At 55.5% G+C, this 26438-nt stretch carries 19 protein-coding genes and 1 riboswitch; of the genes, 9 read left to right on the top strand and 10 right to left on the bottom strand.

What is annotated here, in order from left to right:
• Nucleotides 1–162: 162 nt before the first annotated feature.
• Both FHW17_RS02470 and FHW17_RS02465 read right to left on the bottom strand, forming a co-directional pair.
• A complete protein-coding gene (locus FHW17_RS02470; protein ID WP_182509145.1) occupies nucleotides 163–1776 on the bottom strand; it encodes a GMC family oxidoreductase N-terminal domain-containing protein in 1614 nt (537 codons plus the stop codon).
• Between the two features lie 125 nt (nucleotides 1777–1901).
• Nucleotides 1902–2345 carry a carbon monoxide dehydrogenase subunit G gene (locus FHW17_RS02465; RefSeq protein ID WP_182509144.1) on the bottom strand — a complete coding sequence of 148 codons (444 nt, stop codon included), beginning with the start codon at nucleotides 2343–2345 and terminating at the stop codon, nucleotides 1902–1904.
• 261 nt (nucleotides 2346–2606) lie between these two features.
• Between FHW17_RS02465 and FHW17_RS02460 the strand changes: the two genes are divergently transcribed.
• The 5 genes from FHW17_RS02460 to FHW17_RS02440 all read left to right on the top strand — a co-directional run bounded on the left by FHW17_RS02460 (nucleotide 2607) and on the right by FHW17_RS02440 (nucleotide 7144).
• Nucleotides 2607–2873 carry a hypothetical protein gene (locus FHW17_RS02460; protein ID WP_091879131.1) on the top strand — a complete coding sequence of 89 codons (267 nt, stop codon included), beginning with the start codon at nucleotides 2607–2609 and terminating at the stop codon, nucleotides 2871–2873.
• 166 nt (nucleotides 2874–3039) lie between these two features.
• The gene (gene pgi / locus FHW17_RS02455; RefSeq protein ID WP_112522654.1) at nucleotides 3040–4692 is read left to right on the top strand and encodes a glucose-6-phosphate isomerase; all 1653 of its coding nucleotides are present in this window, start codon (nucleotides 3040–3042) and stop codon (nucleotides 4690–4692) included.
• An 80-nt stretch (nucleotides 4693–4772) separates the two neighbouring features.
• The gene (locus FHW17_RS02450) at nucleotides 4773–5831 is read left to right on the top strand and encodes a succinylglutamate desuccinylase/aspartoacylase family protein (protein WP_182509143.1); all 1059 of its coding nucleotides are present in this window, start codon (nucleotides 4773–4775) and stop codon (nucleotides 5829–5831) included.
• The gene (locus FHW17_RS02445) at nucleotides 5831–6565 is read left to right on the top strand and encodes an HAD family hydrolase (RefSeq protein ID WP_182509142.1); all 735 of its coding nucleotides are present in this window, start codon (nucleotides 5831–5833) and stop codon (nucleotides 6563–6565) included. Before FHW17_RS02450 ends, FHW17_RS02445 begins: the two co-directional genes overlap by 1 nt.
• A gap of 201 nt (nucleotides 6566–6766) precedes the next feature.
• Nucleotides 6767–7144 carry a glyoxalase superfamily protein gene (locus FHW17_RS02440; protein ID WP_113095230.1) on the top strand — a complete coding sequence of 126 codons (378 nt, stop codon included), beginning with the start codon at nucleotides 6767–6769 and terminating at the stop codon, nucleotides 7142–7144.
• 56 nt (nucleotides 7145–7200) lie between these two features.
• Here FHW17_RS02440 and FHW17_RS02435 read toward each other — a convergent pair whose 3' ends face one another.
• Nucleotides 7201–8880 (bottom strand): long-chain fatty acid--CoA ligase, encoded by a 1680-nt coding sequence (locus FHW17_RS02435; RefSeq protein WP_246706738.1) that lies wholly within the window; start codon nucleotides 8878–8880, stop codon nucleotides 7201–7203.
• A 1054-nt stretch (nucleotides 8881–9934) separates the two neighbouring features.
• Here FHW17_RS02435 and FHW17_RS02430 point away from each other — a divergent pair.
• Nucleotides 9935–11569, top strand: a complete 1635-nt coding sequence (locus FHW17_RS02430) for a Na+/H+ antiporter (protein WP_112522650.1) — start codon at nucleotides 9935–9937, stop codon at nucleotides 11567–11569.
• A 17-nt stretch (nucleotides 11570–11586) separates the two neighbouring features.
• Here the strand turns inward: FHW17_RS02430 and ilvD are convergent, their stop codons facing one another.
• Nucleotides 11587–13440: a dihydroxy-acid dehydratase gene (gene ilvD, locus FHW17_RS02425; protein WP_112522649.1), complete on the bottom strand. Its 1854-nt coding sequence runs from the start codon at nucleotides 13438–13440 to the stop codon at nucleotides 11587–11589.
• 169 nt (nucleotides 13441–13609) lie between these two features.
• Nucleotides 13610–13846 carry an Lrp/AsnC ligand binding domain-containing protein gene (locus FHW17_RS02420; RefSeq protein WP_112522648.1) on the bottom strand — a complete coding sequence of 79 codons (237 nt, stop codon included), beginning with the start codon at nucleotides 13844–13846 and terminating at the stop codon, nucleotides 13610–13612.
• Nucleotides 13847–13951: 105 nt separating this feature from the next.
• A riboswitch (glycine riboswitch) is annotated at nucleotides 13952–14038 on the top strand.
• Between the two features lie 216 nt (nucleotides 14039–14254).
• Here FHW17_RS02420 and FHW17_RS02415 point away from each other — a divergent pair.
• Complete coding sequence (locus tag FHW17_RS02415; protein WP_112523076.1) at nucleotides 14255–15529, top strand: D-amino acid dehydrogenase; 1275 nt, start codon at nucleotides 14255–14257, stop codon at nucleotides 15527–15529.
• Between the two features lie 24 nt (nucleotides 15530–15553).
• On the opposite strand, the gene FHW17_RS02410 is transcribed toward FHW17_RS02415, so the two are convergent.
• A complete protein-coding gene (locus FHW17_RS02410; protein WP_112522647.1) occupies nucleotides 15554–16009 on the bottom strand; it encodes a DUF2442 domain-containing protein in 456 nt (151 codons plus the stop codon).
• The gene (locus FHW17_RS02405; protein ID WP_091879120.1) at nucleotides 16002–16229 is read right to left on the bottom strand and encodes a DUF4160 domain-containing protein; all 228 of its coding nucleotides are present in this window, start codon (nucleotides 16227–16229) and stop codon (nucleotides 16002–16004) included. The genes FHW17_RS02410 and FHW17_RS02405 overlap by 8 nt, the downstream gene beginning before the upstream one ends.
• A gap of 389 nt (nucleotides 16230–16618) precedes the next feature.
• On the opposite strand from FHW17_RS02405, the gene FHW17_RS02400 reads away from it, so the two are divergent.
• Nucleotides 16619–18547, top strand: a complete 1929-nt coding sequence (locus FHW17_RS02400) for an autotransporter assembly complex family protein (protein WP_182509141.1) — start codon at nucleotides 16619–16621, stop codon at nucleotides 18545–18547.
• Nucleotides 18544–23145 (top strand): translocation/assembly module TamB domain-containing protein, encoded by a 4602-nt coding sequence (locus FHW17_RS02395; protein WP_182509140.1) that lies wholly within the window; start codon nucleotides 18544–18546, stop codon nucleotides 23143–23145. The genes FHW17_RS02400 and FHW17_RS02395 overlap by 4 nt, the downstream gene beginning before the upstream one ends.
• 123 nt (nucleotides 23146–23268) lie before the next feature.
• Here FHW17_RS02395 and FHW17_RS02390 read toward each other — a convergent pair whose 3' ends face one another.
• The 3 genes from FHW17_RS02390 to FHW17_RS02380 form a co-directional block, all read right to left on the bottom strand.
• A complete protein-coding gene (locus FHW17_RS02390; protein ID WP_182509139.1) occupies nucleotides 23269–24603 on the bottom strand; it encodes an MFS transporter in 1335 nt (444 codons plus the stop codon).
• Nucleotides 24604–24818: 215 nt separating this feature from the next.
• A complete protein-coding gene (locus tag FHW17_RS02385) occupies nucleotides 24819–25658 on the bottom strand; it encodes a fumarylacetoacetate hydrolase family protein (protein WP_113095225.1) in 840 nt (279 codons plus the stop codon).
• Nucleotides 25659–25685: 27 nt separating this feature from the next.
• Nucleotides 25686–26438, bottom strand: a complete 753-nt coding sequence (locus tag FHW17_RS02380) for an SDR family NAD(P)-dependent oxidoreductase (protein WP_113095224.1) — start codon at nucleotides 26436–26438, stop codon at nucleotides 25686–25688.

Genomic DNA, 26438 nt, shown 5'->3' with positions numbered 1-26438 from the left:
TGGTGGGCCGGTATGTCCGGCGCCTGTTGAGGGGAAGAATGCCAGATTTTTACAAAAGGTCAAATTTTTTATCAAACGGTCAAGAAAATGCGAAAACGATGTGTTCCATCCTCTGGCGCTCGCAAAGGAAGGATTGAATTGGACTATTGAAAGAGATGAGATTTATGCAAGATCTTCCAGAACAAGGCTTGCGCCCTTGGCACCCACCATCATGGCAGCGGCATTGGTGTTGCCCGATATGATGTTGGGAAAAATCGAACAATCGATAACGCGCAGGCCCTCGACACCGTGAACGCGCAAGCGCGGATCGACCACCGACTGAGCGGGGTCTGGCCCCATGCGACAGGTGGAAACGGGATGATAGACCGTACCGCTGCGCTTACGGAAATCGGTAATCAGGTCCTCGTTGCTCTGGCAATCCGGGCCGGGCAATAACTCCTCGACAATCAGTTTTGACAGGGTTGGTGTGCCCGCAATTTTCCGCAGGAATTTAACCGCATCGAGCATCTCAGCCACATCATGCTCCGTGGAAAAGGCATTCGGCACAATCCGCGGTGCTTCAAGCGGATTCTCAGAGCGAATATGGATAGAGCCGACGCTGGTCGGACGGCAATTGGACAGGCCAATGGAAAAGCCCGGCCATGGGTCAGGTGTGAGGATTGGCCGTTCGCCCTCCTTGGGACGCACTGTTGAGAACGCCTGAAAATAAAGCTGCATGTTCGGCCGTGGGCGGGATGGATCGGTGCGAAAAAAGCCCCCGCCCTGATTCATGCTGATCGATAGCGGCCCCGTTCGCAGCAGCAGATATTCGATGCCGACCAGCATCTTTCCCCACCATGGCCGCAGCACCTGATTGAGCGAGGCAACATTGGCGCGGTAGGTGTAATTGATACCGAGATGATCCTGCAGGTTTTCTCCAACCTGACTATTGGCATGTATGACGGGAATGCCGAGTTGCTGCAATCGCGTTGCATTGCCAATACCCGATAGTTCAAGCAGCTGTGGCGAGTTGACGGAACCGCCACACAGAATGACTTCGCGCCCGGCAGTGACTGTCTCGGTTTGGCCATTGCGGACAAATGTGACACCGGTGGCGCGCTTGCCCGCGAAAGTGACGCGCTGCACCATGGCGCCTGTGAGTACAGTCACATTGGCGCGTTTCATCGCCGGGCGCAGGAAAGCCCGCGCGGCGGACATGCGCCGCCCGTTCTTCGTGGTCAGCTGAAATGGTCCTGTACCCTCCTGCGTAGCACCATTAAAATCAGGATTATAGGGTAAGCCCGCCTCCTGTGCGGCTTTCAGAATTTGGTTGGTAAGTGGATGAAACAGTCCCGAGCAATCGGTGACATGTACAGGACCGCCGCGGCCAAGGCTTTTCGCTGGTCCGTCGTGATCTTCCAGCGCCCGGAATATGGAGAGCAGGTCATCATGGCCCCAGCCGGGATTGCCACGCTCGCGCCATTCGTCAAAATCTTCCCTCGCACCGCGCACATAGACCATGGCGTTGATCGAGCTTGATCCGCCGAGCACCTTGCCGCGCGGCCAGTAATCGGCATTGCCGCCAAGACCCGGATCGGATTCGGCGCGGTACATCCAGTTGACGGATTTGTCATAAAAGGTCTTGCCGTAACCAAGCGGCATCTGAACGAAAAACCGCCGATCCGAACCACCAGCTTCCAGCACAAGCACGGAATGGCGTCCGCTGGCGGACAGGCGCTCGGCAACAACCGATCCAGCTGAACCTGAGCCAACAATGATGAAGTCAAACGCGCGCATGAATTCCAGCCTGAATGCAATCTTTAATCTGCAGGCAGGATATCCGGCTTCGTTGCATCAGACCCAAACGTCATTCCGCCATGGCTTATGGAAAATACGACAGGCCGGTCGATTTCTGGAAGCTCTCAGGTGCCGGCGGCAATTTGACCAAGGTTTTCGAAAAACCGGGCGGCAAGTTTTGTGGCCCAGGACCATACCAGTCGGCCACCGATTTGCGCGATTCTGCCACTCACATCAGCATGGACCTTGTAGACAAGCACAGTCTCGTTGCCGTCCTCGATCAGGGTGACATCTGCTGCGCCTTTGGCAAATCCGGCAATACCGCCCTTGCCCTCGGCGGTGATGGTGTAGGAGTGCGGCGGATTGAGATTGCTCAGTTCAATCCTGCCGCTGAACCGCGCTTTTATGAGGCTGAGTTTCACGACAACTGTCGCTTCAAGTTCCCTATCTGAAATCCATTCAAGCCTCTCGCAGCCGGGAATACAGGCTTTCAGGACGTCCGGATCATTCAATGCTTTCCAGACTGCATCGCGTGGTGCAGCGATGCGCTCTTCGCCTGTTATGTCCATATTTCAAATCCTCTTTGCAAAGAGAAGGCTAAAATAGACGACTCAGCCTGTCCACAATTTATAAAGGCCAATATTTTTGCCAATGTATTAAATCCTGTCACAAAACATCATGATACTGGCGATGATGGCTCTGGACCGAACAGAGGCAGTGTAATAACAGGGTTAAGACTTTGTGATTCCGTAGGGATGACGCATCACAGGGCAATATCGGAGAAGTGTTTCACTTCTCTACTTCACTCATCTCATCAAGGGAGACTGCAAATGAAATTGAAAATGGTCGCCGGCATTTCGCTGCTGGCTGTCGCTCTCGTCGGTTGCTCGAAAGCCCCTACCTGCACCCAGGAAGAGCTGACCAAAAAGGCCGGTGAAATCACCGCTGCCGTACAGCAGGTCGTTACCAAAGATCCATCCAAGGCACAGGGAATTGTTACCAAGATGCAGGAACTGGCGACCAAGTATCAGGGCCAGACCGATCTGAAAGACGCCTGCAAGGCGTATGACGAAGTTCTGACAGCCATCAAGGGCTGATAGACTTTTGCGCCGCAGTTCCGCCCGGATTTGCGGCGCACACTCCTGATGTAAATCGGCATGACGTTAAATCAGAAGAGATTCTGCTTCAAACCGATTGAAACAAAATGATTCCGGTGGCAGGTTCCTGCCCGACAGGTTCAAGGCGTGACTTCAGGAGAGAGATATGGCGAAGGTGAAAGCGAACGACCTGCGTGGTTCCGTTCAAGCATTGAAAGCACATTTCAAAAGCGGCGCACCGAAAAACATGCGCGCAACCTTTGCAGAAGATCCCAAACGCTTCGACCGCTACTCACTCCATCTTGATGATCTTCTTCTCGACTGGTCGAAATGTCTCGTCAATGACAAGACATTGTCTCTTCTTGCCGATCTGGCAAAAGTTGCCAATGTCGAAGCCCGGCGTGATGCAATGTTTGCCGGCGAACCAATCAACAATACGGAAGGCCGCGCCGTTCTGCACACAGCGCTGCGCAACCGCTCCAACAAGCCTATCAAGGTTGATGGTGTGGATGTTATGCCCGGCGTCAATGATGTGCTCAAACGCATGGGTGCCTATGCGGATGGTCTGCGCTCGGGAGTGATCAAGGGTTCCAAGAACAAGCCGATTTCTGACGTGATCAATATTGGTATTGGTGGTTCCGATCTTGGGCCGGCCATGGCAACGCTCGCGCTGTCACCATATCATGATGGGCCGAAGACGCATTTTGTCTCCAATGTTGATGGCGCGCATATCGCCGATACACTGAAAGGCCTTGACCCGGCGACAACGCTGATCATCGTCGCCTCGAAGACATTCACCACCATTGAAACCATGACCAATGCCAAGGCAGCGCGCAAATGGATTGCCGACGCGTTGGGCGAGAAGGCCGTTGGCCAGCATTTTGCTGCAGTTTCGACCGCGCTCGACAAGGTCGACGCCTTTGGTATTCCGGAAGACCGGATCTTTGGTTTCTGGGATTGGGTCGGCGGTCGCTATTCCATCTGGTCGGCTATTGGTCTGCCTCTGATGATCGCTATCGGGCCCGAAAATTTTGGCCGTTTCCTCGACGGCGCCCATTCAATGGATGAACATTTCCGTAAAGCTGCGCTGCATAAGAATCTGCCCATGATGCTTGGTCTGGTCGGATATTGGCACCGTGCCATCTCAGGCTATACCAGCCGTGCCGTTATTCCCTATGATCAGCGTCTGGCCCGTTTGCCCGCTTATCTGCAACAACTCGATATGGAATCGAACGGCAAGGGCGTCACTGTTGATGGCAAGCCTGTCTCAGGGCCAACCGGGCCTGTCGTCTGGGGTGAGCCCGGCACCAATGGCCAGCACGCTTTCTTCCAGCTTCTGCATCAGGGCACAGATACGATCCCGCTGGAGTTTATTGTCGCGGCGAAGGGGCATGAACCACATCTGGACAATCAGCACGAGATGCTGCTTGCCAATTGCCTTGCCCAGTCGGAAGCCCTGATGAAAGGGCGGACGCTTGATGAAGCCAAGGCGCAGCTTACAGCGAAAAATCTGCCGAAGTCCGAAGTGAAACGGATTGCACCGCACCGCGTTTTCACCGGCAATCGTCCATCGATCACCATCGTTTACGACAAGCTCGACCCCTTTGCGCTTGGCCGCCTGATTGCACTCTACGAACACCGAGTGTTTGTCGAGGCGCAGCTTTTCGGGATCAATGCTTTTGACCAGTGGGGTGTTGAGTTGGGCAAGGAGCTGGCAACAGAACTTCTCCCGATTGTCTCCGGCGAGGTCAAGCCAAAGGACAAGGACGCATCCACGCAAGGTCTTGTCGCGCACTTGAGAAAACGCCGCGCCAAATAGGCTATAGTGGCCCAATAACAAATAGAATGGGTTTCCGGCCTTTGCTCCAGGGCCGGATTTGAGGAACCGGGAAAGCATTGATGAAAACCGAGACTATTCAGCTGGCTGGCGATGTGCCGGGCAACCATATTGAACTGCGCGTGCTGCGTTTTACGGGCAAGGATGAAAAGGCGGTCAGCGCCTATCTGCAATCCTCCCTCCATGGCTCCGAACTGCCCGGACAGGCTGCCTTGCATTTTCTCATTCCCATGCTGGAAAAAGCTGAGAAGGAAGGTCGGATATCCGGTAACATTACAGTGGTTCCGCAGGCCAACCCAGTTGGCTCGGCGCAGTGGCAGTCGCATCAGCATCTGGGCCGGTTTGAATTCTTTTCCAGCGTCAATTTCAATCGTTCATTCCCGCTGCTCGACACGTTCGATACTTCAGGGCTTGTTCCCATCGATGGCCCGAAATCTCTGGCTGAACGATTGAAAGCACACTTGCTGCGTCTGGCGCTACCGCATGAAATCGTGCTCGACCTGCACTGCGATGATGAAAGCGAAAATTATCTCTATATCCATCAGGCATTCCTGCCCGAAATGTATGATCTCGCTGCGGCGCTGGGCTCAACAGCTATTCTGTCATGGAACAGCACTGCCGATGCTGCCTTTGAAGAAGCATGCGCCCACCCGGTTCTGCAACTGCCGGAAGCCAAGCGTGACGTAAAACGTCGCGCTGTTACAACTATTGAGTTTCGCGGGTTGAGCGATGTCGATATCGCTACCGGCAAAGCCGATGCGGAAGGCCTTTACCGGTTCCTTGTGCATCGTGGTGTGGTCACTGATCCTGCCGTCAAGCTGACTGTCGATTTCAAGGGACCGGTCACACCACTCGAGAACGTTGAAATGGTCCGCGCGCCGCAGGGCGGCATGATCCTGTTTCACGTTGATATCGGCGATAAAGTCGAGGCGGGTGCGAAACTGGTCACGATTGTCACCATACCGGGTGATCCCTCGGGCGATATCACGCTGACAGCCCCGCAGGCAGGCCGCATTCTCACGCGCCGCAGCCATAGGTATACACGCCGGGGTGATGATCTTCTCAAGCTCTTGGGCGCCAAGCGTTCCGAACAGGCGCGACCCGGGTCACTGGAAGCCTGATGGCCCGCGCTCAACCTTCGGAAATCCGCGCCATCCTGTTTGACAAGGATGGCACACTCGTTGATTTCAATCGCACATGGTTCGGCATAACCATGGAACTCGCCCACAAAGCCGCAGGCGGGGACGAGGGCCGCGCACGCGCCCTGGTCGAAGCTGGTGGCTATGACTGGGAGATGGAGCGTTTCCGCGGTGGCTCTGTGGTGGCCGCCGGAACGATCAACGACATTGTCGATCTCTGGCACCCGGAATTGACGCTGGAAGAAAAGCGCGAGCGTATCCGTGCCTATGACGAATATGCGGTGCGTGAGGGATCGCGCCGCGCTGTAGGCATTGATGGATTGCGTGAGACGCTGGAAAAGTTGGCCGCGCAGGGTTTTATCCTTGGCATCGCCACGAATGATTCCGAGGCCGGCGCGCGCGCAACCGCCGAAGCCTTGGGGCTCACAACGCTCTTTTCGGTCATCATCGGTTATGATTCCGTGGCGCGAGCAAAACCCCATGCGGACCAGTTGGAGCTGTTTGCCGCAAAGACGGGGTTTCATGCCAGCGCTATCGCCATGGTTGGTGACAATGGGCACGATCTGGAAATGGCCCATGCTGCCGGTGCAGGCCTTGCCGTGGGTGTGCTCTCCGGCAACAGCACGCTTGATGATCTTGCTTCGTTAAGCGATGTCATTCTGGGTTCGATTGCCGATCTGCCGGATTTTCTGGCAGGGCGGGCTAAATCACAGTAATTCTGATTGATGTGACAGGTTGATGCTCCTTGTTGCAGCGGATATGTTTTGATGGATGCAAAAGCAGCATTGAGTGAACCAACGCGGCAATGTATAGGAACGATGTGTGGGCACCGTCTCATGATCTGATTGACGAAAGCAGCGGCTTGATCCGGCACCGTCCGGTAAAGCCTGTGGGCCTTCAAACCATGAGGTTATGACATGAACGACACTCCCGCCAATTCCATTCATTTCGGCCGCATCGCTGCCATGTTACCCGTCGGTGATATGGCCCGCGCTCATGATTTTTACACTGGGGTTCTTGGCTTCACTAAAACCTTCCAGAATGGCAGCCCTGTTGGTTTCATGATTTTGAAGCGCGATAATGCCGAACTGCATCTCACCCTGCAGAAAGACCACAAGGCCGCGCCCTTCAATGTCATCCATATGATGGTTGATAATGTCGACGCGTTGCACGCGATTTGTCAGGCACAGGGATTGCGTATCATCAAGGGGCTGAAGGACAAGGACTATGGTTTACGGGCCTTTGTTTTCGAGGACCTCGACGGCAACCGGATTGATGTCGGCCAACCCATTTAAAAATTAGGATACATCAAAAAAGAAGAAAGCCGCACGGGGCGGCTTTCTGGTGTTTGTCAGCCGCGCAACTCGCGCCGCAGGATTTTACCAACATTGCTTTTCGGCAGTTCGTCACGGAACTCAATGGTTCGGGGACGCTTATAATTGGTCAGTCGCTCGGCACAGAATGCCTTGATCGCGTCTTCGGTCAGCAGCGGATCTTTGCGCACGATGAAGAGTTTGACCACCTCGCCGGAATGCTCGTTGGGAACACCAATCGCCGCCGCTTCGCGCACGCCGGGATGTTCCATGGCCACTTCTTCGATTTCATTCGGATAGACGTTGAAACCGGAGACCAGGATCATGTCCTTCTTGCGATCAACAATCTTGGTGTAGCCGCGCTCGTCCATATAGCCCATATCGCCGGAACGGAAGAAGCCGTCCGATGTCATGACCTTTGCCGTTTCATCCGGGCGGTTCCAGTAACCGGCCATGACCTGAGGTCCGCGAATACAGATTTCGCCAACCTCCAGCAGTGGCAGTTCCTTGCCATCATCGTCGCGAATGGAGAAGTCCGTGGATGGAAGCGGTGTACCGATCGTCCCGGAGAATTCCGTCGCATCCAGCCGGTTGGCCGAGGCAACAGGCGAGGTTTCGGAAAGGCCGAAACCTTCCGTGATCAGGTTGCCGGTCACTTCATACCAGCGATCCGCAACCGGCCTTTGCACGGCCATACCGCCACCCAGCGACAGGACAAGACCCGTGAAATTCAGCTTGCGGAAATCCTCATTGTTGAGAAGGCCGTTGAACAGCGTGTTGAGGCCGGGGAAGACGTGGATCGGCACCTTCTGCAATTCCTTGACGAAGGCGGGAATATCACGCGGATTGGGGATCAGGATATTGTTGCCGCCAAGCTCCATGCTGATCATCGCATTCACGGTGAGGCCGAAAATATGATAGAGCGGCAGCGCGCAAATGAAGGTCAGATTATCAGGGCGACCCTTCTTTTTGAAACCGACCTCAACCCAAAAGCGCATCTGCGTGACATTGGCCACAATGTTGCTGTGCATCAGGACGGCGCCCTTGGAAACACCTGTCGTACCGCCAGTATATTGCAGGAAGGCAACATCGTTGCTTTTGATCTCAACCGGCTTCAGGGTAAGGCCTGCACCTTGCGAAAGAGCCGTCTTGAATGATGTATGGCCGGGCAGGGTCCAGGCTGGCACCATCTTCTTGACGCGCCGCACCACCAGATTGACGATGTGGCCCTTGAGACCCAGCATATCACCCATGGTCGCGACAACAATGTGCTTGATCGGTGTTGCCGTCAGAACCTTTTGCAGCGTTATCGCAAAGTTTTCCAGAATGATAATGGCCTTGGCGCCACTGTCTTTCAACTGGTGCTCAAGCTCTCGCGGCGTATAAAGCGGGTTGATGTTGACGACCGTCAGACCTGCACGCAGGATCGCCGCAATGGCGACCGGGTATTGCAGGATGTTCGGCATCATAACGGCAACGCGATCACCCTTGACCAGTCCGCGTGACTGCAGCCAAGCGCCGAGATCGCGGGAATGACGATCCATTTCCGCATAGGACATGGCTTTGCCCATGCATGTGAAAGCCGGCCGGTTGGCGTATTTCTTATAGGCTGCCGTAAAGAGTTCGTTGATATTCTCGTAAGGTAGCGGTCCGATTTCGGCGGGAACGCCTTCAGGATAGGATTTGACCCATAATTTCGGCTCAGGTATTTTTGCCAGAGATGCGGCTTTTGCGGGCGCAGCCTTGGCAGCAGCGGGGGCAGCAGTTTTGGCCTTTGTCGCTGTTTTCTTCACGGCAGGCTGTGTTACTGCCACTGGCGCCGGGCTTCGCGCCGGTGCTGCTTTGGCCGCAGCTTTCGCGGTAACTTTTGCAGGTTCTGTGCTCTTTGCCTTGGTTGCGGTTTTTGGTGCAGCTTTGGGTTTTGCGGCAGGTTTGGCTTCCTGCGCAACTGGCGTAGCAGCTTTCAATGCTGCGGGCGCTGGTGTCTTCTTTGCAGGGGCTTTCTTCGCAGCGGGCTTTGTTGCTGCCACTGGCGTCGGGCTTGGTGCCGGCGCTGCTTTGGTCGCGGCCTTCGCCGTCACCTTTGCAGGCCCTGTGCTCTTTGCCTTGGCTGTTGCCTTTGGAGCAGCCTTCGCTGCGGGTTTGACGTCGCTGACAGCAGGTGTCGTTGCCTTTGTGGCTTTCTTTATGGCGGCAGGTTTGGCAGATGCAGCTTTTGCCACTGGCTCAGCCGACGCGCTGGGCTTCGGTGCGGGCTTGGTTGTTTTTGCGATAGCAGGCGCTGCGGTCTTTGTATTCGAAACTGATTTTGCTGGTGTCGTTTTGGCAACTGGTTTTACTGCTGCTGGTTTCACGGCCTTTGCAGTTGTCTTGACCTCGCCGACGGGTTTTTTCGCGGCGGCTTTTACAGTCGTGACGGCGGGCTTCGCCGTTTTGGCTGGCGCTGCCTTTGTACTGGCGCGCTTGGCTGTCACGGATGTTTTTACCGGCGTTGTCTCTTTTGCCACATTAACCTCCCCTGATGGTTTCCTTGTAGCTGGCTTTCGGTCCTCCAACCTTTGCCATGCTACTCAACAATCCTATCTATGGCGATAGGCGATGCGCTTGCAAGTATTACATTGACGTAAACGTAAAATTGATTGTCACGAAAATGTCTGGTCCCGGCGGCATTTCACCCAATAGGCACGATCTGGGCGCAAAGTTGCCAAGGTTCACCTCGACAAAGCACCGGCCTTTCCTTCATCCTATTCCGACAATCCAAATGGATTCGCCGTGGAAACAATCACCATCGTCCTGCTGATGTTATTGGCCGTTGTGGTCAGTGACTCCATCGTGCGCATACTGCCTTTGGCTGTACCGCTGCCGTTGGTGCAGATCGGTCTTGGCGCGGCGATTGCTTCGGTTACCACCATTCGCGTTCAGCTTGATCCAGACATTTTCTTCCTGTTGTTCCTGCCGCCGCTCCTGTTTCTTGATGGCTGGCGTATACCCAAAGAAGGGCTTTTCCGGGATAAGGGCATCATTCTGGAAATGGCGCTTGGCCTTGTCATCTTTACGGTCATCGGCGTCGGTTTCTTCGTGCATTGGATGATTCCATCTGTGCCGCTGCCGGTGGCATTTGCCTTGGCTGCAATCGTCTCGCCAACAGATCCAATTGCGGTGTCGGCCATTGCCGCCCGTGTGCCGATCCCCTCCCGCATGATGCATATTCTTGAAGGGGAATCTCTTCTCAACGACGCGTCCGGTCTCGTATGCATGCGCTTTGCAGTCGCTGCGATGCTAACAGGCAGTTTCTCGATCACCGAGGCCTTCTTCACCTTCCTGTGGCTCGCTTTTGCCGGTATTGCCATCGGCATCGGTGTCACCCTCGGCGTCACACGCGGCAAGGCCTTTCTGGCGCGTAAACTGGGTGAGGAGAGCGGCTCGCAAATCCTCATTAGCCTGCTCATTCCGTTCGGCGCTTATCTTCTGGCAGAACATGTGCATGCATCGGGCATCCTTGCCGCGGTCGCTGCCGGTATCACCATGAGCTATGCCGAGAACACTGCACAATCCATGGCGCTGACCCGCGTGCGCCGCACAGCCGTCTGGGATACGGCGCAGTTCGCCGCCAATGGTGCCATCTTTGTGCTGCTGGGCGAACAACTGCCCGGCATATTCTCCGGTGCCGTCAAGAACGTACAGGAGGCGGGCGAGTCCAGTCCCTGGTGGCTGCTTGTCTATGTCGTGGTGATTTATGCTGTTTTGGCGACATTGCGCTTTCTCTGGGTCTGGGGCTCATGGCGCGTCACCATGGCGAAGCGCAACGCACAGGGCGAAGCCGTGGTCAAACCGAGCTGGAAGCTCATAGCGACCATGTCCTTTGCCGGTGTTCGTGGCGCAATCACGCTGGCGGGTATTCTGACGTTGCCATTGTTTCTTTATGATGGCTCGTTGTTTCCCGCCCGTGATCTCGTCATCTTTCTTGCAACGGGGGTGATCATCCTGTCGCTCATTATGGCGAGTATCGGTCTGCCCCGGTTGCTTCGTAACATTGACCTGCCAGTGGAGGACTCGAACCAGCGGGAAGAGGATTATGCGCGTATTGCAGCGGCAGAAGCGGCCATCATGGCAATCGAGCGGGCTCAACATGATCTCGCATCAGGGCGCGCCGATGCCGACATTTATACGGATGTCGCCAACCACATCATGGAGCTTTATCGCAAGCGTATTGATGGACGTATGCATCTGGGCGAAGAGCGTGAAGAAGTGGCGCGCAGTGAAGAGATCGAGAAGCTGCTGCGCATCACGGCGCTGAGGGCAGAGCGGCAGGAAATTCATCGCCTTGTCCGGGCAAGACGGCTCGAAAGCACCATTGCCACGAAGATGGTCAGGGATATCGATCTACTGGAAGCGCGCTTCCAGTAGATCGGATTTGATCCAGGTTAGTTCCAGTCATCCGGAATCTGGCGCACGGCACCCTTGGCGGCGCTGGTTGCCATCGCACCATAAGCGCGCAATGCCGTCGTGATCTTGCGCTTGCGCTTTTCCTCAGGCTTCCACGCGGCAGTGCCCTTGGCTTCCATCTGGGCACGGCGCTCGGCCAGAACAGCATCGTCAACAGCCAGATGAATCCCGCGGTTCGGAATATCGATGTTGATGATATCGCCTTCCTGTACCAGACCGATCAGACCGCCTTCAGCCGCTTCCGGTGAAACATGGCCAATGGAAAGACCTGACGAGCCGCCCGAGAAACGACCATCGGTAATCAGGGCGCAGGCTTTGCCGAGGCCCTTTGATTTCAGATAGCTGGTTGGATAGAGCATTTCCTGCATGCCGGGTCCACCGCGCGGACCTTCATAGCGGATCAGCACGATATCACCGGGCTTGATTCCACCATTGAGAATGCCCAGAACAGCGCTGTCCTGACTTTCAAAAATGCGGGCAGGGCCGGAAAACTTCAGGATCGAATCGTCAACACCGGCGGTTTTCACAATGCAGCCGTCTTCTGCCAGATTGCCATAGAGAACCGCAAGACCGCCATCCTTCGAATAGGCATGTTCAAGATTGCGGATGACGCCCTTTTCGCGGTCGAGATCGACATCGGCAAAGCGGCGTTCCTGGCTGAATGCGACCTGTGTCGGCACACCGCCCGGTGCGGCCATGAAGAAATCATGTACCGACTTGTTCTTGCTGCGCACCACATCCCAGCGGTCGAGCGCCGCGCCAAGGTTGGCTGCATGCACGGAATAGACTGACGTGTCGAGCAGACCCGCACGGTCAAGTTCGCCAAGAATGCCCATGACACCGCCCGCATGATGCACATCTTCCATGTGAACATTGGCAACGGCAGGTGCAACTTTGCAGAGAACAGGCACACGGCGGGAGAGGCGATCAATGTCACTCATGGTGAAGTCAACCTCGCCCTCATGGGCAGCGGCCAGCAAATGCAGCACCGTATTGGTCGAACCGCCCATGGCAATATCAAGCGTCATGGCGTTTTCGAATGCTGCAAACGAGGCGATGGAGCGCGGCAGAACCGTTTCGTCGTCCTGCTCGTAATAGCGACGGGCAAGATCAACGACCAGATGACCAGCCTCGACAAAAAGGCGGCGGCGATCCGCATGGGTCGCCAGCGTCGATCCATTGCCGGGCAGCGACAGGCCAAGTGCTTCTGTCAGGCAGTTCATGGAATTGGCGGTGAACATGCCCGAGCAGGAGCCACAGGTTGGGCAAGCGGAACGCTCGATGGCCTTCACTTCCTCGTCGGAAATGCGGTCATCGGCGGCAGCCACCATGGCATCAACAAGATCAAGCTTCTTTTCCTTGTCATCCCAGACAACCTTGCCCGCTTCCATTGGCCCGCCGGAAACGAACACCACGGGTATGTTGAGGCGCAGCGCCGCCATCAGCATGCCCGGTGTGATCTTGTCACAATTGGAAATGCAGACCATGGCATCGGCGCAGTGGGCATTGACCATATATTCGACGCTGTCAGCGATGATTTCGCGCGATGGCAACGAATACAGCATGCCGTCATGGCCCATGGCGATGCCATCATCGACGGCAATTGTGTTGAATTCCTTGGCAACGCCGCCAGCGCTCTCGATTTCGCGCGCCACAAGCTGGCCGAGATCTTTCAAGTGAACGTGGCCCGGAACGAACTGGGTGAAGGAATTGACCACAGCAATAATCGGTTTGCCGAAATCCTCATCCTTCATGCCGGTCGCGCGCCAGAGCCCGCGGGCACCTGCCATGTTGCGGCCATGTGTGGTTGTGCGTGAACGATAAGGAGGCATAGTCGAAATCCTGCTGAGAACGGGCGAGGGAGCATCTCTATAGAAAAAGCGCTCCCATGCAAAGAATGGAATTTTGTTGCCTGAAATGGCAAGTTTTATTGCATTGATTACATAATGCAGATGTGGAGCGCATGAAACGAGACGTAATGTCTCGCTTTAGCCGGTCCCGTCAGAACGCCGTGAAGGTCAGTGTCGTCAATGAACGGGCAATGCCTGGAATGTCGAGCACGTTCTCATTGATGAATTTGCCGACATCCTGATCTTCAGGAATGTAGACTTTCGCCAAAAGATCAAATTCGCCGCTGGTCGAATAGAGTTCCGAGACGATCTCGCGTTCGAACAGGGTTTTTGCAACCTCGTACGTCTTGCCGGGTGCGCATTGCAGTTGCAGAAAGACAGGCTTCATGAATTCCTCCGGAGGGGTATGCCAATTTCAATCAAGCATAATTGCTGTAACGCTTCTTAGCCAGTTGTTCTCTTCTCGCAACTGCGATATATATCTCGCGTTCGCACAGACTATCTGGGAGAGACCGGTAAAACCGGCGCCGATGGAGCAACCGCCCCGGAAACTCTCAGGCAAAAGGACCAGAATAGTCTAGAACATCTGGAGAGAGGTATGGCCTGCAAAGGTTGTGCCCACCGAAGGAGAAAGCCCTGCCCGGTCATATGACTGGAAAACGGTGCCGACGACATGGGTGGTAAACACCCGGCGGGCGCTCAAAGGGCCAAGCTCTCAGGTTCCGTGACAGATGGGGTTTCGTGCCGTTTTGAACGGCGAAACTGAAACCATGTGTTGCTTGAGGACTGCTATATCATGACCCATATCGCCATTATCGGCGCCGGTATCACCGGCGTAACGACCGCCTATGCGCTTGCCCGTCAGGGGTATTCCGTCACCGTTTTTGATCGCAACCGTTATGCGGCCATGGAAACGTCCTTTGCCAATGGCGGCCAATTGTCGGCCTCCAATGCGGAAGTGTGGAACAGCTGGTCAACGGTGCTCAAGGGCATGAAGTGGATGCTGCGCAAGGACGCGCCGCTTTTGATGAACCCGAAGCCTTCCTGGCACAAATATTCCTGGATGGCGGAGTTCGTGATGAACATTCCGCATTACGAAGAAAATACAATCGCCACGACCAGGCTCGCCATCGAAGCCCGCAAGCGCATGTTCGAGATTGCCGCCGATGAAAAGATCGACTTCGATCTGGAGAAGCGCGGCATCCTGCATATTTACCGCTCGAAATACGGCTATGACCACGCTGTTAAGGTCAACAAGCTGCTGGAAGCCGGTGGTCTTGACCGCCGTGCTGTCACCAATGAGGAAATTCGCAGCATTGAACCAGCCCTCAATGGCTCTTTCTATGGCGGTTTCTTTACACCGTCCGATTCCACTGGCGACATTCACAAATTCACACGCGGTCTTGCCGCTGCTGCCATCCGCCACGGTGTTCGCTTTATAGGCGATGCCGATGTCTCGGCCTTGAAGCATGGAACCGACGGCGTTGTGGTCGAATGGGGCAAGGCGTCGGTTGCCAATTCTGCAACCGAGACCGAGCGTTTTGACGCCATTGTTATCTGCGCCGGTATTGCCAGCCGCAAGTTTGCTGCTCAATTGGGCGACCGCGTCAACATTTATCCGGTCAAGGGCTACTCAATCACCGTCAATCTTGACGATGCCGAAAGCCAGAAGTCGGCACCTTGGGTCAGCCTGCTGGATGATGATGCAAAGATCGTCACCAGCCGTCTTGGCGCTGGCCGCCTGCGCGTGGCTGGAACTGCCGAATATAATGGCGAAAACCGTGACATCCGTCATGACCGCGTTAAGCCGCTGGTCGATTGGAGCCGTGATCTCTTCCCGGGCATGGACACGTCAAATGTCGTGCCATGGGCCGGTTTGCGTCCGATGATGCCGAACATGCTGCCGCGCGTTGGTGCGGGCAAGCGTCCGGGTGTCTTCTACAACACAGGTCATGGTCATCTGGGCTGGACCCTCTCGGCTGCTACGGCGGAAATCGTTGCTGATCATATCAGCGCTGCCATGCCGGTTGATGCCAAGCCGCATACTGGCTGGCTTGCAGCTGCCGAATAGATTGTTGGGAGAGCGCCTGTCGTTTCAGGCGCTCTTTCTATTGTGCTCGACGAGATAGCGCGTGGCGAGTGCGATGTGCCGGGGGATAGGCTTGTCCTTGCGGAAATCTGCAATGAGGCGACGCGAGACTTCCAGCGCCGCGGCCATGCCATCAAGACTCATGCCAAGCTCATCCATGGCCTCTCTGAACTGACCATTGTCGAACATGGCCGGGGCGAGGCGCTCAAGCCATATAGCGGAGAGTTCTGCGCCATCCTCCCATTCGATTGCATTTCCATCTTCGTTGACTTTGAGTGTTAAGAAGAGGGCATCATTCGTTCGCAGGGTAATGAAAATGCGTTTGCTTGCGAGGGCGGGCAATGTGTCGATAATCTGCGTTTCGCCGGTCCGCCACCTGATTTGAACCTTTCTCTCATTGAGAGCAATTGCTTCGTCAATGCGAGGTAGAGGCGCGCCAACAGATATAATATCGTCATCCATTACTGCTGTTCCATTCATCTTCAAGAAATCTCCTGTGTTGGAATGCCCATTCACGCACAACCCGGTAATCGCCATTGCGAAGCGAGCCTTGCAAAATTGATAGATCCGCCAAGGCAACGATAGCCTCACGATCAGGTGTGATGACGTGAAAGTGTGGCGGGTTATGATCTTCGGCATAAATTTGAATTTTGATATTTCCGATTCTGGCGATGGTCGGCATTCAAAATGTCTTTCATCAAAATAGTGCGCTGTATGCACTTCGTCAATAAATAGTGCGCAATGCGCACTCGATATCGAGGGCGCGCGAATGAGAAAAATCGTGAATGTGCTTCGGAGTTCTGTGCTGGCGGAGGTATCGGGTAAACTATTGCACGCACCACACAAAAAGTGATTGCGCGGTCAATCCCGCTTGTATCGCGGTTTTGTGGCTATAACGCCACTAATGCTGGGTTGCATGGCCCATAGGGCGCCATTGCGGGTTGGCCCGCTTTTCCCAACATGTTATCGTTTTCTTAAGCTCGAAGGGCGAATTTTAGCAATTGCAGGCGGCGTGCGCGCGTTTCCTGCGGTGTGTCTTTGTGTTTTAATGTGTAGGGAATTTGCTGGTTGATGGACTTCAAGCGCCCACAGGCCAGTTGTTTCGGTGCCGCATTGCTGGCCCTTACGGCTTTTGTCTCGCCTGCCCAGGCCTTTGATCTTTTCGGCGTTCATCTATGGGGTGCCAAAAAGGAAGACGATGCCGATTCGGTGATCGCCGATCCTCAGAAATACACGGTTGAAACCGCCGCCTCCACGAATGATCAGACCAAGACGCTGGTTGAAGGCGCATCAGGCCTTTTTGCCGACAAGGAAAAACCAGCCTCCGGCGCGGCGGGACTGCTCGCCAAGGCGCGGGGCGACTACCGGCGCATTCTCGGCGCTCTTTATGCGGATGGCCGCTATGGCGGAACCATCAGCATTCAGGTTGACGGCAAGGAAGCCAGCGATATTCCACCCGATGCGGTTCTATCTGAGCCTGCCAAAGTCGTCATCTCGGTTGATCCCGGCGCGCAGTTTCTGTTTGCATCGGCGCGTGTGAAAAACATGGCGCCACCGACGCTCGATCCAAAGGACTTTGTCGAAAGCCCCGAAAAGGAAGGTTATATTGCCGGTGAGATTGCCCGCTCCACCGCCATCGTCAAGGCCGAGCGCCTTGTAGTTGATGCGTGGCGCCAGCAGGGGCATCCCAAGGCGAAGATTGTCAGCCGTGAGGTAGTGGCCGATCACGAGAACAACCGGATTGATGCGACCATCGATGCCGATCCCGGCGCGAAAGCTGGTTTCGCACCGGTTCAGGTCAAGGGCACCGAGCGCATGGACCCGGAGTTCGTCGCGTTTATTACTGGTCTGCAACCCGGTCAGGAATACGATCCGGACGAGATCGAAAGGGCCAAGAAGCGCCTGTCGCGCCTTGAGGTCTTCCGTTCGGCACGAATTGAGGAAGGCGACGCCATTAGTAAAGATGGCTTGCTGCCGATCACCGTGGCCGTACAGGAACAGAAGCTGCGCCGCTTTGGTGTCGGTGGTAGTTATTCAACGCTGGATGGTGTCGGGCTTGAGACGTACTGGCTGCAGCGCAACCTGTTCGGGCGGGCGGAGCGCCTGCGCATCGATGCCAAAATCGGTGGCATTGGCAGCCAGTCCTATGATCCGTCGGAATACAGCTATCTGCTTGGTGCGAGCTTTACAAAGCCCGGCGTCTATACGCCCGATACGGATTTCATCGCGTCGTTGATCGGTGAACGCAAGGTGCTCGACGCCTATACGCAAACGTCCATCACCGCTAATGCTGGGTTCACCCAGATTTTCTCTGATGAGTTGTCCGGCAAGCTTACGGCCAATGTTGCCAAATCACAGTTCACGGACGATTTCTTCGGCAAACGCAATTTTCTGACCGTTGGGCTGATCGGTGGCCTCACCTATGACAGCCGCAACAGCAAGGTTGACCCAGCACGCGGTTATTATCTTGAAGGCCTGCTTTCACCCTTCTACGAAGTTGAGTATGGCAACTTTGCTACCAAGCTCACGGCAGAAGGCCGTACCTATTTCGGTTTCGGCACCGATGACCGGTTTGTACTGGCCAGCCGTCTGAAACTTGGCTCGATCGTCGGTGCAGAGATTGCCGAATTGCCCTCGGATGAGTTGTTCTTCGCTGGTGGCGGCGGTTCGGTGCGCGGCTATGCCTATCGCAACATCGGTGTAAATGCACGGCGCAATGGCGACAATTATGTCATCGGCGGACGATCACTCGTCGAGGGTTCTGTTGAAGCACGCGCCAAGCTGACAAATACGATTGGTGCCGTTGCCTTTGTTGATGCGGGCTATGTTGGTGAGGAATCATTTCCGGATTTCGCCCAGCAATTGCGTGTCGGCGTTGGCGCTGGCATCCGCTATAATACGGGTCTCGGCCCGATCCGCCTTGATGTGGCAATGCCGCTTGATCGGCAGACAGATGATCCCAGTTTTGCTTTCTACGTTGGTATAGGACAGGCGTTTTGACCCGGATTTTCGCAGTCATATTCCTTCTGCTTTTTGCAGCACCGGCTTTGGCACAGGATAGCGCCGAGGCAGAGAAATCCTATTTCCTCAGCTTCGTCGAAAATCAGCTGTCGACACCCAATCGACAGATCGTCATTTCAGACATTCAGGGCGTGCTGTCGTCAGAAGCGAGCATTGGCAGTATCACCATCGCCGATCGCGAAGGTATCTGGCTGCGTATCACCAATGCCAAGATTGTCTGGAGCAGGTTGGCGTTGCTGCGTGGCCGCCTTGATATCAACAGTCTCGGTGCCGAGCGGATCGATATCATTCGCAAGCCATTGCCTGACAACAGCCTGCCTTCGCCCGAGACCAAGGGCTTCAGCCTGCCGGAATTGCCGCTGGCGGTCATCTTGCAGGATTTGCAGATTGGACGCATGGCCTTTGGCGAGAATATCTTCGGGTTGAAATCCGAGATTTCGCTTGCGGGTAATGTCACGCTTGATGATGGATCACTGGATTCTAACCTCAAGGTACAACGCCTCGACGGGCCAGGAGGCCAGTTCGCCATTAAGGCCGCCTATGCCAAGGCAACCCAGAAGATCGACCTTGATCTTTCACTCAATGAACCGCAGAACGGCATCGCCGCCAACCTTCTCAATATTGAGGGCAGACCTCCGGTCGCGCTGTCATTCAAAGGTTCCGGACCGCTCAGCGACATCGCGTTGCAATTGACATTGGATGCTGCGGGCAAGCGCGTATTAACAGGCAACACACAGATCAACCGGCAGGGCGAGGGACTTGCTTTCAAAAGCACGGTCGATGGCCAGATCGCTATGCTGGTGCCGCCGCTTTTCCGGGATTTCTTTGGTAACGACACCGCGCTTGTGGTCAATGGTGTCGTGCGTGATGCAGGCGGTGTGTCGCTTGATCGTTTGAATATCAAGAGCGCCGCCCTGTCGGTCGATGCGACGGGTGATACAACCAATGATGGTTTCCTGCGACGTCTGAAAGTCAATGCTTCCATTGCCGATCCGACAGGCAAGAAAGTCATTCTGCCTGTCGCGGGTGGTCAGACGACTGTCGACAAGGCCGTGCTGGCGGTCGCCTTTGGCACGAGTGCCAATAATGACTGGTCGAGCACGGTTGACGTGACCAATCTGACTACCAACAGTTTTGCTTCCAAATCGGTCAATCTGGTTGCCAAAGGGCTGGCGGAAAATCTCGACAATCCAGCAGCTCGCTCACTGACCTATGATGTAACCGGCGATGTATCGGGCATCACGGCCAAACGTGCCGATGTTGCCAAGGCGCTGGGCGAATTGATTCAGTTGAAGATAAACGGCGACTGGAAGGCCGGCACGCCAGTCAACCTCAAACAGGCGCTGGTTGCCGCCAACGGATTCAGCACCTCGCTTGCGGGAACCATCGACAAGTTCATCTACAATGGTGACATACTGGTCAAGGCATCAAGCATTGCGCCGTTCTCGGAATTGGCTGGTCGGGAAGTCGCCGGTTCGCTCGATCTGAAAGCCAATGGTGCCGTCGAAGCGCTGACAGGCGGCTTTGATCTGATGCTGGATGGTCATGCCACTGGCATGAAGCTCGGTATCGATTCCGCAGACCGTGTGCTTGAAGGCGAAACCCGCATCACTGGCGGCCTTGCCCGCGGGCAAGCGGGGCTTAGCGCCAAGAATTTCCGGGTTGAAAACCCGCAGACGCTCGTTACCGCTAATGGCACCTTTGCAACCGGCGCTGCCAATTTCGATTTCGGCCTTGATCTGACCAATCTTGCCCTCCTTTCCGAGAAGGCCGGTGGTGCGTTGAAGGTTAAGGGCAGTGCGCGTGGCAGTGACGGCATCATCGGCCTGGCTTTCAATGCGGGCGTGCCGGATGGCAAGCTTTCAGGACGCAAGCTCAGCGAAGCCGCATTCTCGTTCAATGGACTACTCCTCAAGGATGCGCTTGATGGCAGGGTATCGGGCCTCGCTTTCCTTGACGGCGTACGTGCTGATCTTGCCACGGAATTTGCGCTTTACGACGATGAAAAACGTCTGAGCAATGTGCAGTTCATTGCCGGTGGAACGCGTTTGCGCGGTGATGTCACCCAGGACAAGAAGGGCCTGCTTCAGGGCAATCTCACTCTCGCCTCCAGCGATGTATCGACAGCCGCCGCGCTATTCCTTCTGGAAGCAACAGGCAAGGCCAATGCTGCCATTGCACTCTCCCATGATGACGAGCAACAGAATGTCGACATCAAGGGGGACATTGATGGCTTGAAGGCAAGCAATGTTGTTGTCGGCAAGGCGGCGATAGCGCTGGCCGCACAGAATATTTTCAAAGTGCCCTCTGCCGACGGCACGGTGACGGCAACCACTGTTTCAGCTGCTGGCATTGAGATTTCCAATCTGGATGCTCAGGCAACGCAGGAAGGCAAGACCACCGATTTCAAGCTCAACGCCGCATTGAAGAATGGTGCGAAAACGTCTGTTGGCGGTTCGCTTGAACCGACCGAGAAGGGTTTTCTGCTGTCGCTGGCCAATATGGATCTGACCAAAGGCACGCTTGCTGCCCGGTTGGTGCAACCAGCAGCGATCAATGTTGCTGGCAGCAATGTTTCCTTTGGCGATATTATTCTCGATATCGGCAAGGGCAAAGTGACTGTGCGTGGTGACGTGGCCGAAAAACTTGATCTGTCGGTTGCCATTGACAAGCTGCCTCTCGATATTGCCAACACGGTTAAGCCCGATCTGGGTTTGGGCGGCGAGATCAACGGCACGGCAAAGATTGGCGGTACGCGTGACAAGCCTGATGTCAATTTCAATATGCAGGCCCGTGCAATCACCGCTGCCATGCTGAAAAAAGCCGGACTTGATGGTCTCAATCTCGATGCCAAGGGAACATCGACCACCGATCAACTCAATGTCGATGCACGTCTGACCGGGGCCAACGGGCTCGATGCCTCTGCGAAAGGTTCTGTGCCCCTGACGCCAGGACAACTTGCTGTTGATCTGACGCTTGGCAATCTGCCGCTTCGCGCTCTTAACGGCGTGGTGAAGGATCAGAATCTGGCCGGTAATGTCACCGGTCGTGGCCGTATCACCGGCACGCTACAAAAGCCCAATGCCGAGTTCGACCTCAAAGGTTCTGGCCTGTCCGCCAAGCCCTTGCAGGAGGCTGGCCTTTCGCCGCTGCAACTGACCGCCGCAGGCCGCTTTGCCAATGACATGTTGACGCTTTCTTCGGCCAAGGCAGATGGTCCGCAAGGCTTTACAGTTTCCGCAAGCGGCAATGTGCCTGTCTCGGGTTCCGGCCTCGGCATCAATGTAACGGGCAATATTCCGCTGGCGCTTGCCAACCGGTTCCTTGCTGATCGTGGCACACAGGCCAAAGGCAATATCGATGTAACCGCTTCGGTTTCCGGCAGTTTCCAGCAACCGTTGATCCGCGGCATGTTCTCCGCCAATGGCGCTGAGATAGTAGACCCGGAAACCAATCTGCGTCTGCAGCGCATTACCCTGCTTGGCAGCATGGAAGGGCAGACGGTGACGATCCGCACACTCAATGCCGGGCTTTCCACAGGCGGCACGGTCAGTGCGACCGGCACTATTTCCACGGATGCAGCCGCAAATTTCCCTGCCAATATTCAGATCAAGCTCGACAAGGCACGCTATGCCGATGGCAATATGGTCGTCGCCACGCTGACCGGGGCGCTCGGCATCAATGGTTCATTGTCGCGTGATCCACTGATTGCAGGTAACATCAACATTGACCGTGCGGAAATCAGCGTTCCCGAAAGCTTTGGCGGCTCGTCTGCGGTTATTGATGTCAAGCACAAGAAAACGCCAAAGGCTGTTGCCAAGACGCTGAAACGCGCCAAGGCCGATCAGCCGACCACCGCAAAGGCCACCGCACGGCCCAGCGTTGTCAGACTTGATGTCAATGTGACAGCGCCCAGCAAGATTTTCGTGCGCGGTCGCGGTCTCGATACGGAACTTGGCGGTTCGGTGCGCCTGACAGGCCCTGCTACCAATATCCAGCCCGTTGGTGGCTTTGACATGATCCGCGGGCGTTTGGAGATCTTGGGCCAACGCATCACTTTCACCGAGGGTCAGGTTACATTGGTCGGCGATCTTGATCCGGAACTTAACTTTGTTGCCAGCACGCAAAGCAGTGACATTACGGTGAATGTTGGCGTCAAGGGCCGGGTTTCCGATCTGAAGATTACCTTTTCATCGCAGCCGGAATTGCCTCAGGACGAGGTGCTTGCGCGCCTGATCTTCAACCGCTCCATCACGGAACTGTCGCCGTTGCAGATTGCCCGATTGGCCGCAGCCGCTGCGGAACTGGCGGGTGGATCAAATTCGTCCCTGATCGACAGTCTGCGCAAAAGCACTGGCCTTGATGATCTTGACGTGGTGACGGACAGCGAAGGCAATGCCGGTGTCAAAGCTGGTCGCTATATCCGTGACAACGTCTATCTCGGAGTTGAGGCAGGAGCGGCAGGCAAGACCAAGGGCACGATCAATCTTGATGTGACCCCGCAATTGAAAGCCAAGGGCTCTGTCGGTAGCGATGGCGACTCGGGCGCCGGTGTGTTTTTCGAAAAAGACTATTGATTGCCGCGTGGCGATAAAGGTTCGCGGTTCGCCCTTCGACAGGCTCAGGATGAGGGGTGCTTTATTTTGCACCCCTCATCCTGAGCCTGTCGAAGGGCGAACCACGAACAATCTATCAATATCTCACTTCCGGGGTGGAAGCACTGGCAGAGGCTCCGCACGTCCCACGATAAACGCATAGGTGAACGCACCAACCAGCGCCATCACTGCTGCCATGGCAAAGGATGGCGTGTAGTTGCCGTGGAAGCGGTCGAGCAATGCGCCAAACAGGAACGGGCTGATAATACCGGCAATGTTCGAGGCGAAGTTCTGGATACCTCCAATTGACGCTACATGATGCGAGCTGGGTGCCACATCAGCAGGTAGGGACCAGATGGCTGTGGCGGCAACGGCGAGGCTGCTATAGGAAATCGCTAGGAAAATAAGCGCCATATAAAGCGATGACACCAGTGCGGCTGGAAGAATGGCGGCACCGCCGAACAATCCACCAACCATGACGATCTTGCGGACAGTTGTCACATCGGCGCCGCCGCGGATGGCCCTGTCGGCCCAGGCACCGGCGCTCCATGCGGCAAAAACAGCTGTCAGGCCCGGAATCATGCCGAATGTACCAAGCTCAGCCAGGTTCAGGCCGCGTGCATTTTTGAGATAGTCCGGGAACCAGGTCAGGAAGAAGTAAATAACGAAGTTCAGGCAGAAGAAGCCGATCATCATGCCCCAGACAGTGCGATAGCGGAAAAGATCGATCCAGCGAATTTTCACTGCCTCCGCATCATCGGTTGCATCCGTTCGCCCGCCATTATCAGTAATGTACTGGCGCTCAAGATCATTGGCACCGGTGTGTTCGGCCGGGTCGCGGTACATCACATACCAGAAAAATGCCCAGACCAGACCAAGCGCGCCGAGGATCGCAAAAGAGTAATGCCAGGTCGCCAAGGCAATAATGCCGGTCACAATAGGCAGCGCAAGCACGGTGCCGACACGCGAACCGGAGTCGATAACGGCAGTTGCGAAGGCGCGCTCGCTTTTGGGAAACCAGCGCGATGCGGCCTTGGTGGCGCTGGGATAGGCGGGAGCCTCACCGGCACCAAGGGCAAAGCGAACTGCAAAGAAACCCCAGAAACTGGTGGCAAGCGGGGTGAGCGCCGTGAAGGCCGACCACCACACAGCGGCAATGGTGAATGACCGGCGTGAACCGACTTTATCAGTGAACCAACCCGCGATCAGCATCATGCCGTCATAGGCCCAGAAAAAGGCACCGAGGATCAGACCCTTCTCCGCATTGGTCAGCTGGAGGTTAAGTTCGGCATCGATGTAGGGCAAGGCCACGCTCAAATTGGCGCGGTCGAGATAATTCATCGTAATGCCGAGGAAGCACATGGCGAGAATGATGTAGCGGACCTTGCTGGCGCCCGCAGGGGCTTTTTGAGGCGGATGGGCTTTTGTAGTTGATGGCATTATCTGGAACTCCCTTTGCCGCTTATAGCTCAGTCAATTGCGCGTGGTTTTGGTCTGGATGTGTGGTTCGTGGTTCGATTGGCTCACCATGAGGGAGATTGGTGATGAAAGGGAGCACAATTTTGCAACCTTTCCGATTATCGTTGCAGCCTCACTCGCCCTCATGGTGAGCTTGTCGAACCACGAACCATAACCACGCACATTTGGCTTTCAGGTCAACCCTGAATAACAGTCTGTTTTTGTTCACCCAGACCTTCGATACCCAGCGTCATGACATCTCCGGCTTTCAGGAAGATATTCGGCTTCTGGCCAAGGCCGACACCGGGCGGTGTACCTGTGGAGATGATATCACCCGGATGCAGGCTCATGAATTGCGACAGATAGGAAACGAGGTATTTGACACCGTAAACCATCGTCTCGGTCGAGCCGTTCTGGTAGCGGTGACCATTGACCTCCAGCCACATTTTCAGTTTTTGCGGGTCGGCAATTTCATCCTTGGTAACAAGCCACGGACCCGTCGGGCCGAAGGTGTCGCTGCTCTTGCCCTTGGTCCATTGACCCTGACGTTCCGCCTGAAAGGCGCGTTCCGACACGTCATTGATGAGGCAATATCCCGCCACGTGATCGAGCGCTTCTTCCTCGCTGACATATTTGGCGTGTTTGCCGATAACGACCCCAAGTTCGACTTCCCAATCGGTCTTGAGTGAGCCGCGCGGTATCTCCACATTATCATTCGGGCCGACAATGGCCGAGGTCGCCTTCATGAAAATGATTGGCTCCGGCGGCACGGTGGCTCCAGTCTCAGCCGCGTGATCGGAATAGTTGAGGCCGATACAGATGAATTTTCCTGTTCCCGTTACGCAGGCACCGTAGCGTTCCACAGCAACCTCCGGCAGCGACGCCGGATCGATAGCAGCAAGCGTCTTCAAACCCGCAGGGGAGATTGCTTCACCGGCGATATCCTTGACGTGGGCGGAGAGATCGCGAACCTTGCCATCCTTGTCGACAAGCCCCGGCTTTTCCTGACCGGCAGGGCCATAACGCACGAGTTTCATGGGATAACCTTTCTGATTGGGAGGTGGTCAATAGGTGGCGCGGCCACCGGAAATATCGAAAACGGCGCCTGTGGTGAATGAACATTCTTCACTGGCAATCCATGTAATCAGCGATGCCAGCTCTTCGACCTTGCCGAAGCGCTGCATGGGAATCTTCGACAGCATGTAGTCGATGAATTCCGGCTTCAATTGCTGCAGGATGGGTGTTTCTACTGTTGCCGGTGTAATGGCATTGACGGTGATCCCATCATGCACCAGCTCCTTGCCCAGTGATTTGGTAAGGCCGATAACAGCAGCTTTTGATGCACTGTAAGCGGAGGCGTTGGGGTTGCCTTCCTTACCTGCGATGGACGCGACATTGACGATGCGCCCATAACCGTTCTTCTGCATGATTGGAACGACAAAGCGGTTACAGTAGAAAAGCCCGTTGATGTTGATGTCAAAAACCCGCTTCCACTGGTCGATAGGGTAATCGGCGACCTTGGCATTGGGACCGGTAATACCGGCAGAGCAGATCAGGATATCGATCTTGCCGAAATCAGCAGCCGTATCCTGTGCTGCCTTTTCCACCTGAACCGGATCGGAGACATCAAGGGCGATGCCGCTGGCTGTAGCACCGAGCTTTGCCCTTGCTTCCTCGATCCGTGCCGCATCCATGTCCCAGAGACTGACCGTGCCACCTTCCGACACGATCCGCTCCGCTGTCCGGTAGCCTATGCCGGAAGCGCCACCGGTGATAACCGCGTGCCGCCCTTCATAGCGCCTGATAGTATTCGCCAT

It is taken from the genome of Phyllobacterium sp. P30BS-XVII, assembly GCF_014138335.1.
In the GTDB taxonomy this organism is placed as follows: Bacteria; Pseudomonadota; Alphaproteobacteria; order Rhizobiales; family Rhizobiaceae; genus Phyllobacterium; species Phyllobacterium meliloti.
The sequence above is the reverse complement of the archived record's forward strand: the minus strand, read 5'-3'. Positions and strand labels throughout refer to the sequence as shown.

Bases quoted from the DNA above. Each gene is read 5' to 3' on its own strand.
- FHW17_RS02470 (WP_182509145.1), bottom strand. From the start codon at position 1,776: ATGCGCGCGTTTGACTTCATCATTGTTGGCTCAGGTTCAGCTGGATCG.
- FHW17_RS02465 (WP_182509144.1), bottom strand. From the start codon at position 2,345: ATGGACATAACAGGCGAAGAGCGCATCGCTGCACCACGCGATGCAGTC.
- FHW17_RS02460 (WP_091879131.1), top strand. From the start codon at position 2,607: ATGAAATTGAAAATGGTCGCCGGCATTTCGCTGCTGGCTGTCGCTCTC.
- pgi (WP_112522654.1), top strand. From the start codon at position 3,040: ATGGCGAAGGTGAAAGCGAACGACCTGCGTGGTTCCGTTCAAGCATTG.
- FHW17_RS02450 (WP_182509143.1), top strand. From the start codon at position 4,773: ATGAAAACCGAGACTATTCAGCTGGCTGGCGATGTGCCGGGCAACCAT.
- FHW17_RS02445 (WP_182509142.1), top strand. From the start codon at position 5,831: ATGGCCCGCGCTCAACCTTCGGAAATCCGCGCCATCCTGTTTGACAAG.
- FHW17_RS02440 (WP_113095230.1), top strand. From the start codon at position 6,767: ATGAACGACACTCCCGCCAATTCCATTCATTTCGGCCGCATCGCTGCC.
- ilvD (WP_112522649.1), bottom strand. From the start codon at position 13,440: ATGCCTCCTTATCGTTCACGCACAACCACACATGGCCGCAACATGGCA.
- FHW17_RS02420 (WP_112522648.1), bottom strand. From the start codon at position 13,846: ATGAAGCCTGTCTTTCTGCAACTGCAATGCGCACCCGGCAAGACGTAC.
- FHW17_RS02415 (WP_112523076.1), top strand. From the start codon at position 14,255: ATGACCCATATCGCCATTATCGGCGCCGGTATCACCGGCGTAACGACC.
- FHW17_RS02410 (WP_112522647.1), bottom strand. From the start codon at position 16,009: ATGGATGACGATATTATATCTGTTGGCGCGCCTCTACCTCGCATTGAC.
- FHW17_RS02405 (WP_091879120.1), bottom strand. From the start codon at position 16,229: ATGCCGACCATCGCCAGAATCGGAAATATCAAAATTCAAATTTATGCC.
- FHW17_RS02400 (WP_182509141.1), top strand. From the start codon at position 16,619: ATGGACTTCAAGCGCCCACAGGCCAGTTGTTTCGGTGCCGCATTGCTG.
- FHW17_RS02390 (WP_182509139.1), bottom strand. From the start codon at position 24,603: ATGCCATCAACTACAAAAGCCCATCCGCCTCAAAAAGCCCCTGCGGGC.
- FHW17_RS02385 (WP_113095225.1), bottom strand. From the start codon at position 25,658: ATGAAACTCGTGCGTTATGGCCCTGCCGGTCAGGAAAAGCCGGGGCTT.
- FHW17_RS02380 (WP_113095224.1), bottom strand. From the start codon at position 26,438: ATGGCGAATACTATCAGGCGCTATGAAGGGCGGCACGCGGTTATCACC.